The sequence below is a fragment of the Microbispora sp. NBRC 16548 genome (assembly GCF_030268985.1).
In the GTDB taxonomy this organism is placed as follows: Bacteria; Actinomycetota; Actinomycetes; order Streptosporangiales; family Streptosporangiaceae; genus Microbispora; species Microbispora catharanthi.
On the sequence record NZ_BSSF01000002.1, the window covers coordinates 1 to 15,101 of the forward strand.

Here is a 15,101-nt window from a genome sequence, read left to right on the forward strand (position 1 = left end):
GAACGTCGAGGTTCTCTCCAGCGACGGCATGTCGATCGAGATGAGGGACACCGACGAGGACGTCTTCCGCGCGGCGGAGGAGCTCGGCATCGACCTGTCCCGGCGTCCCCACGAGGGCGCGATGACCGTCGACGAGGTCTGATTCAAAAGGGGATTATCTAGTGCTCGACGTCAACTTCTTCGACGAGCTGCGCATCGGCCTCGCGACCGCCGACGACATCAGGCAGTGGTCGCACGGCGAGGTGAAGAAGCCGGAGACCATCAACTACCGGACCCTCAAGCCGGAGAAGGACGGGCTCTTCTGCGAGAAGATCTTCGGTCCGACCCGGGACTGGGAGTGCTACTGCGGCAAGTACAAGCGCGTCCGCTTCAAGGGCATCATCTGTGAGCGCTGTGGCGTCGAGGTCACGCGCGCCAAGGTGCGCCGCGAGCGGATGGGCCACATCGAGCTTGCCGCTCCGGTCACCCACATCTGGTACTTCAAGGGCGTCCCGTCGCGCCTCGGTTACCTGCTCGACCTGGCCCCGAAGGACCTGGAGAAGGTCATCTACTTCGCGGCGTACATGATCACGCATGTCGACACCGAGATGCGTGACCGCGACCTGCCGTCGCTGGAGGCGAAGATCTCCGTCGAGCGGCAGCACATCGAGCAGCGCCGCGACGCCGACATCGAGGCCCGCCAGAAGAAGCTCGAGGCCGACCTGGCCGAGCTGGAGGCCGCCGGCGCCAAGGGCGACGCCCGCCGCAAGGTGCGTGAGGGCGCCGACCGTGAGATGCGCCAGCTCCGCGACCGGGCCCAGCGCGAGCTGGACCGGCTCGAGGAGGTCTGGAGCCGCTTCAAGAACCTCAAGGTCCAGGACCTTGAGGGCGACGAGCTGCTCTACCGCGAGATGCGCGACCGGTTCGGCCGCTACTTCCGCGGCGGCATGGGCGCCCAGGCCATCCAGGAGCGGCTGACCGGCTTCGACCTGGAGGCCGAGGCGGAGAACCTGCGGGAGACCATCCGCAGCGGCAAGGGCCAGAAGAAGGCCCGCGCCCTCAAGCGGCTCAAGGTCGTCGCGGCGTTCCTCAACACCCGCAACTCGCCGAGCGGCATGGTCCTCGACTGCATCCCGGTGATCCCGCCGGACCTGCGGCCGATGGTCCAGCTCGACGGTGGCCGCTTCGCCACCTCGGACCTGAACGACCTGTACCGCCGGGTCATCAACCGGAACAACCGCCTCAAGCGTCTGCTCGACCTCGGCGCGCCCGAGATCATCGTGAACAACGAGAAGCGGATGCTCCAGGAGGCCGTCGACGCCCTGTTCGACAACGGCCGCCGCGGCCGCCCGGTCACGGGCCCCGGCAACCGTCCGCTGAAGTCCCTCAGCGACATGCTGAAGGGTAAGCAGGGTCGTTTCCGGCAGAACCTGCTCGGCAAGCGCGTCGACTACTCCGGCCGTTCGGTCATCGTCGTCGGCCCGCAGCTCAAGCTCCACCAGTGCGGCCTGCCCAAGCAGATGGCGCTGGAGCTGTTCAAGCCGTTCGTGATGAAGCGCCTGGTCGATCTCAACCACGCGCAGAACATCAAGTCCGCCAAGCGGATGGTCGAGCGGTCCAAGCCGGTCGTGTGGGACGTGCTCGAAGAGGTCATCACCGAGCACCCGGTGCTGCTCAACCGCGCGCCCACCCTGCACCGCCTGGGCATCCAGGCCTTCGAGCCGCAGCTCGTCGAGGGCAAGGCCATCCAGATCCACCCGCTCGTCTGCACCGCGTTCAACGCGGACTTCGACGGCGACCAGATGGCGGTGCACCTGCCGCTGTCGGCCGAGGCCCAGGCCGAGGCCCGGATCCTGATGCTGTCCACGAACAACATCCTCAAGCCGGCGGACGGCAAGCCGGTGACGATGCCCACCCAGGACATGGTCATCGGTCTGTACTGGCTGACCACCCAGAAGGAGGGCGGCGTCGGCGAGGGCCGGGTGTTCGCCACGGTGTCGGAGGCTCTCATGGCCTTCGACCGCCACGAGCTGGACATCCAGGCCAAGGTCCACGTGCGGCTCAAGGACGTCCCGCCGCCGCGCGGCTGGGAGGCCCCCGAGGGCTGGGAGTCCGGCGACCCGATCCGGCTGGAGACCACGCTGGGCCGGTGCCTGTTCAACCAGACGCTGCCCGCCAACTACCCCTTCGTGAACTACCAGGTCGGCAAGAAGCAGCTCTCGGCGATCGTCAACGAGCTGGCCGAGCGGTACCCGAAGGTGGAGGTGGCCAACGCGCTCGACTCGCTGAAGGACGCCGGCTTCTACTGGGCGACCCGCGCCGGTGTCACGATCTCCATCGAGGACGTCGTGGCGCCGCCGAACAAGGCCGAGATCATGGAGTCGTACGAGAGGCGGGCCGACAAGGTCCAGCGGGAGTACGACCGCGGTCTGATCACCGACGAGGAGCGCCGTCAGGAGCTCATCGAGATCTGGACCCACGCGACGGCGGACGTCGAGACCGACATGGTCAACGCGTTCCCGGCGACCAACCCGGTCTGGATGATGGTCAACTCCGGCGCCCGCGGTAACCGCATGCAGGTCCGGCAGATCGCCGGCATCCGCGGCCTGGTGTCCAACACCAAGGGTGAGACGATCCCGCGGCCGATCAAGTCCTCCTTCCGTGAGGGCCTGTCGGTGCTGGAGTACTTCATCTCGACCCACGGTCAGCGGAAGGGTCTGGCGGACACCGCCCTCCGGACCGCCGACTCCGGTTACCTGACCCGTCGTCTGGTCGACGTCGCGCAGGACGTCATCGTGCGCGAGATCGACTGCGGCACCGACCGGGCCGTCCCGCTGCACGTCGGCGAGCGCGACTCTCAGGGCAACCTGGTCAAGGCCGAGAACGCCGAGAGCAACGTGCACGGCCGCATCCTGGCCGAGGACGTCGAGGTGGACGGCAAGCTCATCGCGTCCGCGGGCGTCGACATCAACGACGACGTGGTGACGGCGCTGGTGAACGTCGGCATCGAGACGGTCAGGACCCGCAGCACGCTCGTCTGCGAGGCCAAGATCGGTGTCTGCGCGACCTGCTACGGCCGTTCGCTGGCCACCGGCAAGCTCGTGGACGTCGGCGAGGCCGTCGGCATCATCGCGGCCCAGTCGATCGGTGAGCCCGGCACCCAGCTGACCATGCGTACCTTCCACACCGGTGGTGTGGCGGGTGCGGATATCACCCACGGTCTGCCGCGTGTCCAGGAGCTGTTCGAGGCCCGCATCCCCAAGGGTGTGGCCCCGATCAGCGAGGTCGCCGGCCGGGTCCGGATCGACGAGACCGACAAGACGCGCAAGATCGTTGTCACCCCGGACGACGGCTCCGACGAGGTCGCCTACCCGGTGTCGATGCGGTCGCGGCTGCTGGTCTCCGAGGGGCAGCACGTGGACGTCGGCCAGCTCCTGATCGCCGGTGCGCGCAACCCGAACGAGGTCCTGCGCATCCTCGGCCCGCGCGCCGTCCAGCTCCACCTGGTGGACGAGGTGCAGCAGGTCTACCGCTCGCAGGGCGTGTCGATCCACGACAAGCACATCGAGGTCATCGTCCGGCAGATGCTCAAGCGCGTGAACGTGCTGGAGTCCGGCGACACCGAGCTGCTGCCCGGTGAGCTGGTCGAGCGGCCGCGCTTCGAGGCGCTCAACCGTCAGACCGTGGCGGAGGGCGGCCAGCCGGCCTCCGGCCGTCCGGTCCTGATGGGCATCACCAAGGCCTCGCTGGCCACCGAGTCGTGGCTGTCGGCGGCGTCCTTCCAGGAGACGACGCGAGTCCTCACCGACGCGGCGATCCACGCCAAGTCGGACTCGCTGCTCGGCCTCAAGGAGAACGTCATCATCGGTAAGCTCATCCCGGCCGGTACGGGCATGCCCCAGTACCGCAACATCCGGGTGGAGCCGACCGAGGAGGCCAAGGCCGCGATGTACACGGTCGGCGGCTACGACGGCTCGGCTGCGGACTACACCTTCGGCTCCGGCAGCGGCGAGGCCGTCCCGCTGGAGGAGTACGACTTCGGTCAGTACGGCCGTTGACAGGTCGCCGCGGTGAGCGATCGCCGCGGCGGGGACGTACGGAAGCGGCCCGGGGCATCCCGTCCCGGGCCGCTTTCCGTTGTCCGCGTCCGCGTCCGCGCGCGGTGCCGGGCGGGGACGGCGTGGAAACCGTGAGAAGCGGCTCGTGGGGACGGTATGATGGGAGGCCGAGTCCTTCGGCGGTCCTGCTTGGGCCGTCGGCGCAGCGACACGTCGAGACAGCGGGGCACGTCCCTCCGGGGCGTCCTCCTCTGTTTTGACGTGTTGTACGGGGGCGGGTAGGCTTTACCTTCGTGCCCGTCTGTGGGCTCGCATGCGTGCGCTTGAATGCCACTTCTCGACGAGAGGGGTGTGCGGGGGCGCCGCGTGACTCCTCCAGATCGACCGGGTCCGCCCGGGTGTGATGCGACAAGAGCGCGACACGCCCGAGCGCGGGGGTCGAAGGGGATGGAAAACCAGCAGGTCATGACACCGGCAGTACCTGCAAGCCTGTGGGAGGCGGCATCGCCACCTCGATCGGGTTCTACGTATCACCGGCTAGGCACGAAACGGAGACGCGGTGCCCACCATTCAGCAGTTGGTCCGTAAGGGCCGGCAGGACAAGGTCAGCAAGACCAAGACTCCTGCCCTCAAGGGGAGCCCGCAGCGGCGCGGCGTTTGCACCCGCGTTTACACGACGACCCCCAAGAAGCCCAACTCGGCGCTGCGCAAGGTGGCCCGTGTTCGGCTCACCAACGGCATCGAGGTCACGGCTTACATCCCTGGGGTGGGCCACAACCTCCAGGAGCACTCGATGGTGCTCGTGCGTGGTGGTCGTGTGAAGGACCTGCCGGGTGTTCGCTACAAGATCATCCGTGGTTCGCTGGACACCCAGGCCGTCCGCAACCGCAAGCAGGCCCGCAGCCGTTACGGCGCTAAGAAGGAGAAGAGCTGACATGCCGCGCAAGGGTTCCCCTGGCCGCCGCCAGCTGGTCGCTGACCCGGTGCACAACTCGCCGCTGGTCACCGCGCTTATCAACAAGGTTCTCCTGGACGGCAAGCGCTCCCTCGCGCAGTCGATCGTCTACGGCGCCCTCGAGGGCTGCAAGGACAAGACCGGCAACGACCCGGTCGTCACCCTCAAGCGCGCTCTCGACAACGTCCGCCCGACGCTCGAGGTGAAGAGCCGTCGCGTCGGTGGCGCCACCTACCAGGTGCCGGTCGAGGTCAAGGCCTCGCGCAGCACCACGCTGGCGCTGCGGTGGATCGTCCAGTACTCCCGCGCGCGCCGCGAGAAGACCATGACCGAGCGGCTCATGAACGAGCTGCTCGACGCGAGCAACGGCCTCGGCGCCAGCGTCAAGCGGCGCGAGGACACGCACAAGATGGCCGAGTCCAACAAGGCCTTCGCCCACTACCGCTGGTAGTGAGCACCGACGACGAGTTAAGGACGCGAAGAAGTGGCCACCACGACCGCTCTTGACCTGGCCAGGGTCCGCAACATCGGGATCATGGCCCATATCGACGCGGGCAAGACCACGACGACTGAGCGCATCCTGTTCTACACCGGCATCAACTACAAGATCGGTGAAGTCCATGAGGGCGCTGCCACCATGGACTGGATGGAGCAGGAGCAGGAGCGCGGCATCACCATCACCTCCGCCGCGACCACCTGCAGCTGGCTTGATCACACGATCAACATCATCGACACGCCCGGACACGTGGACTTCACCATCGAGGTCGAGCGGTCGCTGCGTGTTCTCGACGGCGCGGTCGCGGTGTTCGATGGCGTCGCCGGCGTGGAGCCGCAGTCGGAGACGGTCTGGCGCCAGGCCGACCGGTACGGCGTGCCCCGCATCTGCTTCGTGAACAAGATGGACCGGGTCGGCGCGGAGTTCCATCGCTGTGTCGACATGATGATCAACCGGCTGGGCTCCACCCCGGCGGTCATCCAGCTTCCCTGGGGCGTCGAGGCCGACTTCAAGGGCGTCATCGACCTGGTGAGGATGAAGGGTCTGCTCTGGAGCGCCGAGGCGGCCAAGGGCGAGATGTACGACACCGTCGACATCCCGGCCGACCACGCCGACGCCGCTCGTGAGTGGCGCGACAAGCTCGTCGAGACCGTCGCCGAGAACGACGACGAGCTCATGGAGCTCTTCCTGGAGGGCGTCGAGCCCACCGAGGAGCAGCTCGTCGCGGCCATCCGCCGGGCGACCATCACCGGCTCGATCAACCCGGTCCTGTGCGGCACCGCGTTCAAGAACAAGGGCGTGCAGCCCCTGCTCGACGCGATCGTCGCCTACCTCCCGGCTCCCACCGACATCCCGGCCTTCAAGGGCCACGCGGTGGGCAACGAGGAGGAGACCATCGAGCGCCACGCGGACCCGAGCGAGCCCTTCGCGGCGCTGGCCTTCAAGATCATGAGTGACCCGCACCTGGGCAAGCTCACCTACATCCGCGTCTACTCCGGAACGCTCGAGGCCGGCACCACTGTGGTGAACTCGGTCAAGGGCAAGAAGGAGCGGATCGGCAAGATCTACCAGATGCACGCGAACAAGCGCGAGGAGCGCCCCACCGCGATCGCTGGTCAGATCGTGGCCGTCATGGGTCTGAAGGACACCACCACGGGTGACACCCTCTCGGACCCGGTCAAGCAGGTCGTCCTCGAGTCGATGACGTTCCCGGCGCCGGTCATCAACGTGGCCATCGAGCCCAAGACCAAGGGCGACCAGGAGAAGCTGTCGACCGCGATCCAGCGGCTGGCCGAGGAGGACCCGTCCTTCCAGGTCCGCCGTGACGAGGAGACCGGCCAGACGGTCATCTGGGGCATGGGTGAGCTCCACCTGGAGATCCTCGTCGACCGGATGCGCCGCGAGTTCAAGGTCGAGGCGAACGTCGGCCGCCCGCAGGTCGCCTACCGGGAGACCATCCGCCGCAAGGTGGCCAAGGTCGAGTACACGCACAAGAAGCAGACCGGTGGTTCCGGCCAGTTCGCGCGCGTGATCATCGACCTGGAGCCGCTGGGCGAGGGCAACGACGGTTACGAGTTCGAGAACAAGGTCACCGGTGGCCGCATCCCGCGGGAGTACATCCCGTCGGTGGACGCGGGCGCGCAGGAGGCGGCCGAGTTCGGCGTGCTCGCCGGCTACCCGATGGTCGGCGTCAAGGTCACGCTTCAGGACGGTGCCTTCCACGAGGTCGACTCGTCGGAAATGGCCTTCAAGATTGCCGGCTCGATGGCCTTCAAGGAGGCCGCGCGCAAGGCAGACGCCGTACTCCTCGAGCCGATGATGGCCGTCGAGGTCACCACGCCCGAGGACTACATGGGAGACGTCATCGGCGACCTGAACGGTCGTCGCGGACAGATCCAGGCAATGGACGAACGGTCCGGCGCCCGTGTGATCAGGGCGCTCGTTCCGCTCTCCGAGATGTTCGGCTACGTGGGCGACCTGCGCAGCCGCACTCAGGGGCGGGCGAGCTACAGCATGCAGTTCGACTCCTACGCGGAGGTGCCCCCGGGCATCGCCAAGGAGATCGTCGCGAAGGCTCGGGGCGAATAGTTCCGCACCACTGTGGCGGGGCGCCGTAGAGATCGTCGCCCCGTAGCCAGAGGGGCTCGGGACGAATTGTTCCGCTCGGTGCACGGCGGGGGAGTGTCTCCGCCGTGCACAGCCTGAGGAAAAGACGCAAGTCAAGTCAGAATCTCTAAGGAGACAGACCAGTGGCCAAGGCCAAGTTCGAGCGGAACAAGCCGCACGTGAACATCGGCACCATTGGGCACATCGACCACGGCAAGACCACTCTGACCGCGGCGATCACCAAGGTGCTTCACGACCGTTTCCCGCAGCTCAACGAGGCGACCCCGTTCGACAAGATCGACAAGGCGCCCGAGGAGAAGGCGCGCGGAATCACCATCTCCATCGCGCACGTCGAGTACCAGACCGAGAAGCGCCACTACGCCCACGTGGACTGCCCCGGTCACGCCGACTACGTGAAGAACATGATCACCGGTGCCGCCCAGATGGACGGCGCGATCCTGGTGGTCGCGGCGACCGACGGCCCGATGCCGCAGACGAAGGAGCACGTCCTCCTGGCCCGCCAGGTCGGCGTCCCCTACATCGTCGTGGCCCTCAACAAGGCCGACATGGTGGACGACGAGGAGATCCTGGAGCTCGTCGAGCTCGAGGTCCGCGAGCTGCTGTCCGCCCAGGAGTTCCCGGGCGACGACCTGCCGGTCGTGCGCGTATCGGCGCTCAAGGCGCTCGAGGGCGACGAGAAGTGGGGCGACTCCATCATCGAGCTCATGAACGCCGTGGACGAGAACGTCCCCGAGCCCGTTCGTGACACCGACAAGCCGTTCCTCATGCCGATCGAGGACGTGTTCTCGATCACCGGTCGTGGCACCGTCGTCACCGGCCGTATCGAGCGCGGTGTCGTCAAGGTCAACGAGACCGTCGACATCATCGGCATCAAGGAGAAGAGCACCACGACGACCGTCACCGGCGTCGAGATGTTCCGCAAGCTCCTCGACGAGGGCCAGGCCGGTGACAACGTCGGTCTGCTCCTGCGCGGCATCAAGCGCGAGGACGTCGAGCGCGGCCAGTGTGTCATCAAGCCGGGCACGACCACCCCGCACACCGAGTTCGAGGCGCAGGTCTACATCCTGTCCAAGGACGAGGGCGGCCGCCACACGCCGTTCTTCAACAACTACCGGCCGCAGTTCTACTTCCGTACCACGGACGTGACCGGTGTCGTGAACCTGCCGGAGGGCACCGAGATGGTCATGCCCGGTGACAACACCGAGATGACCGTCCAGCTCATCCAGCCGATCGCGATGGAGGAAGGCCTCAAGTTCGCGATCCGCGAGGGCGGCCGCACCGTCGGCGCCGGCCGTGTGACGAAGATCATCAAGTAGTAGCACCGCTGGGCGGCGGTCGGGCCCGTGAGGGCCTGACCGCCGCACCACGGAGGGGCCGGAAACGGCCCCCCACGGACGACGAGACCGTGATCTCGCAGTGCTTTCGGCCGCACCTCGACCGAAGCCACTGCCAGATCACGGAGCACCGGACGGGATCCGGAACGTCGGTCGCGTGGAAACGACCTGCGGCACCAGGCCGCGTGAAGCTTTATAGGACGACAGCGAAGGACACCGAGGCCATTATGGCGGGACAGAAGATCCGCATCCGGCTCAAGGCGTATGACCACGAGGTCATCGACAGCTCGGCCAAGAAGATCGTCGAGACGGTGACGCGGACCGGCGCCAAGGTCGCTGGCCCGGTGCCGCTGCCGACCGAGAAGAACGTGTACTGCGTCATCCGGTCGCCGCACAAGTACAAGGACAGCCGCGAGCACTTTGAGATGCGTACGCACAAGCGGCTGATTGACATCATCGACCCGACGCCGAAGACGGTCGACTCGCTCATGCGTCTCGACCTTCCCGCCGGCGTGGACATCTCGATCAAGCTCTAAGGAACGCACTGACATGGCTAAGCAGATCAAGGGCGTCCTGGGCAAGAAGCTCGGCATGACCCAGGTCTTCGATGAGGCGAACCGGGTGATCCCGGTCACCGTCGTCGAGGCCGGTCCGTGCGTGGTGACCCGGGTCCGCACTCCGGAGAACGACGGCTACTCCGCCGTCCAGCTCGGCTACGGACAGATCGACCCGCGCAAGGTGAACAAGCCCCTGGGCGACTACCTGCGCAAGCACGACATCACCCCGCGCCGCTACTTCGCCGAGGTTCGCACCGACGACGCCTCCGAGTACACGGTCGGCCAGGAGCTCCTCGCCGACACCTTCGAAGCCGGGCAGTACATCGACGTCACGGGCAAGAGCAAGGGCAAGGGCTACGCCGGTGTCATGAAGCGCCACAACTTCCGTGGTCTGGGCGCTTCGCACGGTACCCAGCGCAAGCACCGCTCCCCGGGCTCCATCGGTGGCTGCGCCACCCCGGGCCGGGTCTTCAAGGGCGTGCGCATGGCCGGCCGGATGGGCAACGTCCGCACGACGGTCCAGAGCCTCAAGGTGCACGCCGTGGACGCCGAGAAGGGCCTCATCCTGATCAAGGGTGCGATCCCCGGCGCCAACGGCAGCCTGGTCCTCCTCCGCACCGCTGCCAAGAAGGGGGTTGCTGCGAAGTGACCACGACCATTGACGTCCTCGACGCCAGCGGCGCCAAGACGGGGACCGTCGACCTCCCCGAGGAGGTCTTCGGGACCAAGGTCAACGTCCCGCTGATCCACCAGGTGGTCGTCGCCCAGCTCGCCGCGCGCCGGCAGGGCACCCACGCCACCAAGACCCGCGGCAACGTCTCCGGCGGCGGCAAGAAGCCGTACCGGCAGAAGGGCACCGGCCGCGCCCGCCAGGGCTCGACCCGCGCTCCGCAGTTCGCCGGCGGTGGCGTCGTCCACGGCCCGCAGCCGCGCTCGTACGAGCAGCGGACGCCCAAGAAGATGAAGGCGGCCGCCCTCAAGGGCGCGCTGTCCGACCGCGCCGGCGGCGGCCGCGTCCACGTGGTGAGCAGCCTTGTCACGGGTGACACGCCCAAGACCAGGGCCACTCTGGAGGCGCTGCGGAAGATCACGCAGGCCCGCAGCGTGCTCGTCGTGGTCGACGAGAACGACGAGCTCACCTGGCTCAGCCTGCGCAACGCGCCCGAGGTCCACCTGCTGGACGCGGGACAGCTGAACACCTACGACGTGCTGTGCCACGACGACGTGGTCTTCACCCGTGAGGCCTACGACCAGGTCGTGGCCCGGCTGGCGAACAGCGGGAAGGAAGAGGCCTGATGCAGAAGATCGCCGACCCGCGTGACATCATCCTCAAGCCGATCGTCTCTGAGAAGAGCTACGGCCTGATCGATGAGCACAACAAGTACACGTTCCTGGTGCGCAAGGGTGCCAACAAGACGCAGGTGAAGATCGCCGTCGAGCAGATCTTCGGCGTCAAGGTGACCGGCGTGAACACGATCAACCGCCAGGGCAAGCGCAAGCGGACCAAGCACGGCTACGGCCAGCGCCCGACCACCAAGCGTGCGATCGTGAGCCTGGCCGAGGGCGAGCGGATCGACATCTTCGGTCAGATCGGCTAGCACACCTGCCGCAGCGGGGAGAGGGGCCCCTCGCCACAGTGCGAGGGACCGGCCCCGAGGAAGAAAGCACCGGGGGGACCGCCGTGAGGCGGACCCCGACCGGTACGAACCGACGAAGGATGAACGAAAAAGATGGGCATCCGTAAGTACAAGCCGACGACTCCGGGTCGGCGCGGCGCGAGCGTCTCGGACTTCGCCGAGATCACGCGCAGCACGCCGGAGAAGTCGCTGCTTGCCCCACTGCACAGCAAGGGCGGCCGCAACGTCCACGGCCGGGTGACCGCCCGGCACCAGGGAGGCGGGCACAAGCGCGCCTACCGGATCATCGACTTCCGCCGCCACGACAAGGACGGGATCCCGGCCAAGGTCGCGCACATCGAGTACGACCCGAACCGCACCTCCCGCATCGCGCTGCTGCACTACGCCGACGGTGAGAAGCGCTACATCCTCGCCCCGGCCGGCCTCAAGCAGGGGGACCAGGTCGAGAACGGCCCCACGGCCGACATCAAGCCGGGCAACTGCCTGCCGCTGCGCAACATCCCGACCGGTACCTTCATCCACGCGGTGGAGCTGCGTCCCGGTGGCGGCGCCAAGCTCGGCCGCAGCGCCGGCGCGCAGATCCAGCTGCTCGCCAAGGAGGGCATGTACGCCACGCTGCGTATGCCGTCCGGAGAAATGCGTCAGGTCGACGTGCGGTGCCGGGCCTCGGTGGGCCAGGTGGGCAACGCCGAGCAGTCCAACATCAACATCGGCAAGGCCGGCCGCAACCGCTGGAAGGGCAAGCGCCCCACGGTCCGCGGTGTCGCCATGAACCCGGTCGACCACCCGCACGGTGGTGGTGAGGGCAAGACCTCCGGTGGTCGCCACCCGGTGAACCCGAAGGGCAAGCCCGAGGGCCGCACGCGGCAGCCGAACAAGCCGAGCGACCGGCTGATCATCCGTCGTCGGAGCAAGAGGAAGAAGCGGTAGGAGCAGCCGATATGCCACGTAGTCTTAAGAAGGGTCCCTTCGTGGACGACCACCTGCAGAAGAAGGTGGACGCCCAGAACGAGAAGGGCACCAAGAACGTCATCAAGACGTGGTCGCGGCGCTCCATGATCGTGCCCGACATGATCGGCCACACGATCGCCGTGCACGACGGCCGCAAGCACGTTCCGGTGTTCATCACCGACTCGATGATCGGTCACAAGCTCGGTGAGTTCGCCCCCACGCGGACGTTCCGCAGCCACGTCAAGGAAGACCGCCGCAGCCGGCGGTAAGCGCCTTCAAGCCAGCAGTTAGAGGAGAAAGCGATGGAAGCCAGGGCACAGGCGCGGTACGCGCGCCACACGCCCCGGAAGGCCCGCCGTGTGGTGGACCTCATTCGCGGGCTGCCCGCTTCGGAGGCGCAGGCCGTGCTGCAGTTCGCTCCCCAGTCGGCGAGCGAGACCGTCTACAAGGTGCTCTCGAGCGCGATCGCGAACGCGGAGCACAACTTCAAGCTCGACCGTGAGACGCTCTTCGTGAGCCGCGCGTGGGTCGACGAGGGGCCGACCCTCAAGCGTTTCCGCCCGCGCGCCCAGGGTCGTGCCTATCGGATCAACAAGCGGACCAGCCACATCACCGTGATCGTGGAGTCCCGCGAGCCGAAGGGAAGGACCCGCTAGTGGGCCAGAAGGTTAACCCGCACGGGTTCCGCCTCGGCATCACGACCGACTTCAAGAGCCGGTGGTACGCCGACAAGCTGTACAAGTCGTACGTCGCCGAGGACGTGGCGATCCGTCGCATGCTGCAGAAGGGCATGGAGCGGGCCGGCATCTCCAAGGTCGAGATCGAGCGCACGACCGACCGCGTTCAGGTCGACATCCACACCGCCCGGCCGGGCATCGTCATCGGCCGCCGCGGCGCCGAGGCCGACCGCATCCGCGGCGACCTGGAGAAGCTGACCAAGAAGCAGGTCCAGCTGAACATCCTCGAGGTGAAGAACCCCGAGATCGACGCGCAGCTCGTCGCGCAGGGCGTGGCCGAGCAGCTGTCCAGCCGCGTCTCGTTCCGCCGGGCCATGCGCAAGGCCATGCAGTCCGCCATGAAGAGCGGGGCCAAGGGCATCCGTGTCCAGTGCTCCGGCCGTCTGGGCGGCGCCGAGATGTCGCGCTCGGAGTTCTACCGCGAGGGCCGTGTGCCCCTGCACACGCTCCGTGCCGACGTGGACTTCGGCTTCTACGAGGCCCGCACCACCTTCGGCCGCATCGGCGTGAAGGTGTGGATCTACAAGGGCGAGGCCCCGACCAGCCGTTCCGAGCGGGAGGCGGCCGCGGCCGGCGCCCGCGCGGGCCAGCGTCGTGAGCGCGACGACCGTCGCGGTGGCGCGGGCGAGCGTCCGCGTCGCGGCGGCGGCGGCGACCGTCCCCGTCGTGGCGGCGCGGGCCGCGGCGACCGTGCACCCAGGAATGAGGCGGCCGCGCAGGCCGCCCCCGAGACCGGCCCGGCGGAGCAGCCGGGTGCTGAAGGGAGCTGACCATGCTGATCCCGCGCAGGGTCAAGCACCGCAAGCAGCACCGGCCCGACCGCAGCGGCGCCGCCAAGGGCGGCACCCGGGTCGTCTTCGGCGAGTTCGGCATCCAGGCGCTTGAGCACTCCTACGTGACCAACCGCCAGATCGAGGCCGCGCGTATCGCCATGACCCGGCACATCCGCCGTGGCGGCAAGGTGTGGATCAACATCTTCCCGGACCGCCCCCTGACGAAGAAGCCGGCCGAGACCCGCATGGGTTCCGGTAAGGGCTCTCCGGAGTGGTGGATCGCCAATGTCAAGCCCGGCCGTGTCATGTTCGAGCTGTCCGGTGTCGCCGAGCCCGTGGCCCGCGAGGCCATGCGGCGCGCGATGCACAAGCTCCCCATGAAGTGCCGTTTCGTCAAGCGTGAAGTGGGTGAGGCGTGATGGCTAAGGGTCTGACCGCCGCGGAGCTGCGTGTCGAGGACCAGGAGGTGCTGGTCCAGAAGCTGAAGGAAGCCAAGGAGGAGCTGTTCAACCTCCGCTTCCAGTCGGCGACGGGTCAGCTGGAGAGCCACGGGCGGCTGCGCGCCGTCCGCCGCGAGATCGCCCGCATCTACACCGTGATGCGCGAGCGCGAGCTCGGAATCGTCACGGTCGAGAAGGAGCCGAGCGATGTCTGAAGCAACCGAGACCCCGACCACTGAGACGCAGCGGAACTACCGCAAGACCCGTGAGGGCCTGGTCGTCAGCGACAAGATGGACAAGACCGTCGTCGTCGCCGTCGAGGACCGCGTCAAGCACCCGCTGTACGGCAAGGTCATCCGCCGTACGACCAAGTACAAGGCCCACGACGAGCAGAACGCCTGCGGCGTCGGCGACCGCGTCCTCCTGATGGAGACCCGGCCGCTGTCGGCCACCAAGCGGTGGCGGGTCGTCGAGATCCTCGAGAAGGCCAAGTAGCACCACAGACGCGCCTCGTGGGGGGTGGGAGACCGCCCCCCATGATGGTGTCCAAGGGGCGGGGCCGGCCATCGGTCCCGTCCGCCCGCGGCGGCGGTCGTACGGCTGTCGCCGAGGGAAAAAGACCACATCAGGTTCGGCCAGGCTCACCGCGAGGGTGAGAACCGGCACGACACACAGGAGTAGACGTGATCCAGCAGGAGTCGCGGCTCAAGGTCGCCGACAACACGGGTGCCAAGGAGATTCTTTGCATCCGCGTGCTCGGCGGCTCGGGTCGGCGCTACGCGGGAATCGGCGACATCATCGTGGGCACGGTGAAGGACGCCATTCCCGGCGGGGGCGTTAAGAAAGGCGACGTTGTCAAGGCTGTCGTGGTGCGCACCGTGAAGGAGCGCCGCCGCCCCGACGGCTCCTACATCCGCTTCGACGAGAACGCCGCGGTCATCATCAAGGACAGCGGTGACCCCCGGGGCACCCGCATCTTCGGCCCGGTGGGCCGTGAACTGCGCGACAAGAAGTTCATGCGCATCATCTCGCTCGCGCCGGAGGTGCTGTGATGTCG

General features: G+C 67.5%; 17 protein-coding genes. All 17 read left to right on the forward strand.

The genetic code is table 11. From position 1 onward, the window contains the following. The first annotated feature begins 161 nt into the window (after positions 1-161). A complete protein-coding gene (locus tag QSK36_RS04435) occupies positions 162-4,037 on the forward strand; it encodes a DNA-directed RNA polymerase subunit beta' (RefSeq protein ID WP_182898484.1) in 3,876 nt (1,291 codons plus the stop codon). Between the two features lie 559 nt (positions 4,038-4,596). Continuing rightward, positions 4,597-4,971 carry a 30S ribosomal protein S12 gene (gene rpsL / locus QSK36_RS04440; RefSeq protein WP_030508316.1) on the forward strand — a complete coding sequence of 125 codons (375 nt, stop codon included), beginning with the start codon at positions 4,597-4,599 and terminating at the stop codon, positions 4,969-4,971. Between the two features lies 1 nt (position 4,972). Then, positions 4,973-5,443, forward strand: coding sequence for a 30S ribosomal protein S7 (gene rpsG / locus QSK36_RS04445; protein ID WP_079319871.1), 471 nt, complete (start codon positions 4,973-4,975; stop codon positions 5,441-5,443). An 84-nt stretch (positions 5,444-5,527) separates the two neighbouring features. After that, the gene (fusA, locus tag QSK36_RS04450) at positions 5,528-7,576 is read left to right on the forward strand and encodes an elongation factor G (RefSeq protein WP_221263494.1); all 2,049 of its coding nucleotides are present in this window, start codon (positions 5,528-5,530) and stop codon (positions 7,574-7,576) included. Between the two features lie 161 nt (positions 7,577-7,737). Next, positions 7,738-8,931 (forward strand): elongation factor Tu, encoded by a 1,194-nt coding sequence (gene tuf, locus QSK36_RS04455; RefSeq protein WP_036328531.1) that lies wholly within the window; start codon positions 7,738-7,740, stop codon positions 8,929-8,931. 245 nt (positions 8,932-9,176) lie between these two features. Beyond that, entirely contained in the window at positions 9,177-9,485 is a 309-nt protein-coding gene (rpsJ, locus tag QSK36_RS04460; RefSeq protein ID WP_012887830.1) for a 30S ribosomal protein S10, read from the forward strand. Positions 9,486-9,498: 13 nt separating this feature from the next. Continuing rightward, positions 9,499-10,155, forward strand: a complete 657-nt coding sequence (gene rplC, locus QSK36_RS04465; RefSeq protein ID WP_183534250.1) for a 50S ribosomal protein L3 — start codon at positions 9,499-9,501, stop codon at positions 10,153-10,155. Continuing rightward, positions 10,152-10,802, forward strand: a complete 651-nt coding sequence (rplD, locus tag QSK36_RS04470) for a 50S ribosomal protein L4 (RefSeq protein WP_183534252.1) — start codon at positions 10,152-10,154, stop codon at positions 10,800-10,802. The genes rplC and rplD overlap by 4 nt, the downstream gene beginning before the upstream one ends. Next, positions 10,802-11,104: a 50S ribosomal protein L23 gene (gene rplW, locus QSK36_RS04475; protein ID WP_139573662.1), complete on the forward strand. Its 303-nt coding sequence runs from the start codon at positions 10,802-10,804 to the stop codon at positions 11,102-11,104. The genes rplD and rplW overlap by 1 nt, the downstream gene beginning before the upstream one ends. Positions 11,105-11,236: 132 nt before the next feature. Continuing rightward, positions 11,237-12,073 carry a 50S ribosomal protein L2 gene (rplB, locus tag QSK36_RS04480; RefSeq protein WP_111699908.1) on the forward strand — a complete coding sequence of 279 codons (837 nt, stop codon included), beginning with the start codon at positions 11,237-11,239 and terminating at the stop codon, positions 12,071-12,073. Between the two features lie 11 nt (positions 12,074-12,084). Continuing rightward, positions 12,085-12,363: a 30S ribosomal protein S19 gene (rpsS, locus tag QSK36_RS04485; RefSeq protein WP_182898488.1), complete on the forward strand. Its 279-nt coding sequence runs from the start codon at positions 12,085-12,087 to the stop codon at positions 12,361-12,363. A gap of 33 nt (positions 12,364-12,396) precedes the next feature. Then, positions 12,397-12,750 (forward strand): 50S ribosomal protein L22, encoded by a 354-nt coding sequence (gene rplV, locus QSK36_RS04490; RefSeq protein ID WP_030508325.1) that lies wholly within the window; start codon positions 12,397-12,399, stop codon positions 12,748-12,750. Further along, positions 12,750-13,601 (forward strand): 30S ribosomal protein S3, encoded by an 852-nt coding sequence (gene rpsC, locus QSK36_RS04495; RefSeq protein WP_183534254.1) that lies wholly within the window; start codon positions 12,750-12,752, stop codon positions 13,599-13,601. The genes rplV and rpsC overlap by 1 nt, the downstream gene beginning before the upstream one ends. A 2-nt stretch (positions 13,602-13,603) precedes the next feature. Next, positions 13,604-14,023, forward strand: coding sequence for a 50S ribosomal protein L16 (gene rplP / locus QSK36_RS04500; RefSeq protein WP_030508327.1), 420 nt, complete (start codon positions 13,604-13,606; stop codon positions 14,021-14,023). Next, on the forward strand, positions 14,023-14,259 hold the full coding sequence (gene rpmC, locus QSK36_RS04505) for a 50S ribosomal protein L29 (RefSeq protein WP_030508328.1): 237 nt from the start codon (positions 14,023-14,025) through the stop codon (positions 14,257-14,259). The genes rplP and rpmC overlap by 1 nt, the downstream gene beginning before the upstream one ends. Continuing rightward, positions 14,252-14,539: a 30S ribosomal protein S17 gene (gene rpsQ / locus QSK36_RS04510; RefSeq protein WP_079319862.1), complete on the forward strand. Its 288-nt coding sequence runs from the start codon at positions 14,252-14,254 to the stop codon at positions 14,537-14,539. Before rpmC ends, rpsQ begins: the two co-directional genes overlap by 8 nt. A gap of 188 nt (positions 14,540-14,727) precedes the next feature. Continuing rightward, positions 14,728-15,096 (forward strand): 50S ribosomal protein L14, encoded by a 369-nt coding sequence (gene rplN, locus QSK36_RS04515; RefSeq protein ID WP_030508330.1) that lies wholly within the window; start codon positions 14,728-14,730, stop codon positions 15,094-15,096. Positions 15,097-15,101: the final 5 nt, after the last annotated feature.

Bases quoted from the DNA above. Each gene is read 5' to 3' on its own strand.
- rpsG (WP_079319871.1), top strand. From the start codon at position 4,973: ATGCCGCGCAAGGGTTCCCCTGGCCGCCGCCAGCTGGTCGCTGACCCG.
- fusA (WP_221263494.1), top strand. From the start codon at position 5,528: ATGGCCCATATCGACGCGGGCAAGACCACGACGACTGAGCGCATCCTG.
- rpsJ (WP_012887830.1), top strand. From the start codon at position 9,177: ATGGCGGGACAGAAGATCCGCATCCGGCTCAAGGCGTATGACCACGAG.
- rplC (WP_183534250.1), top strand. From the start codon at position 9,499: ATGGCTAAGCAGATCAAGGGCGTCCTGGGCAAGAAGCTCGGCATGACC.
- rplW (WP_139573662.1), top strand. From the start codon at position 10,802: ATGCAGAAGATCGCCGACCCGCGTGACATCATCCTCAAGCCGATCGTC.
- rplB (WP_111699908.1), top strand. From the start codon at position 11,237: ATGGGCATCCGTAAGTACAAGCCGACGACTCCGGGTCGGCGCGGCGCG.
- rpsS (WP_182898488.1), top strand. From the start codon at position 12,085: ATGCCACGTAGTCTTAAGAAGGGTCCCTTCGTGGACGACCACCTGCAG.
- rplV (WP_030508325.1), top strand. From the start codon at position 12,397: ATGGAAGCCAGGGCACAGGCGCGGTACGCGCGCCACACGCCCCGGAAG.
- rplP (WP_030508327.1), top strand. From the start codon at position 13,604: ATGCTGATCCCGCGCAGGGTCAAGCACCGCAAGCAGCACCGGCCCGAC.
- rpmC (WP_030508328.1), top strand. From the start codon at position 14,023: ATGGCTAAGGGTCTGACCGCCGCGGAGCTGCGTGTCGAGGACCAGGAG.
- rpsQ (WP_079319862.1), top strand. From the start codon at position 14,252: ATGTCTGAAGCAACCGAGACCCCGACCACTGAGACGCAGCGGAACTAC.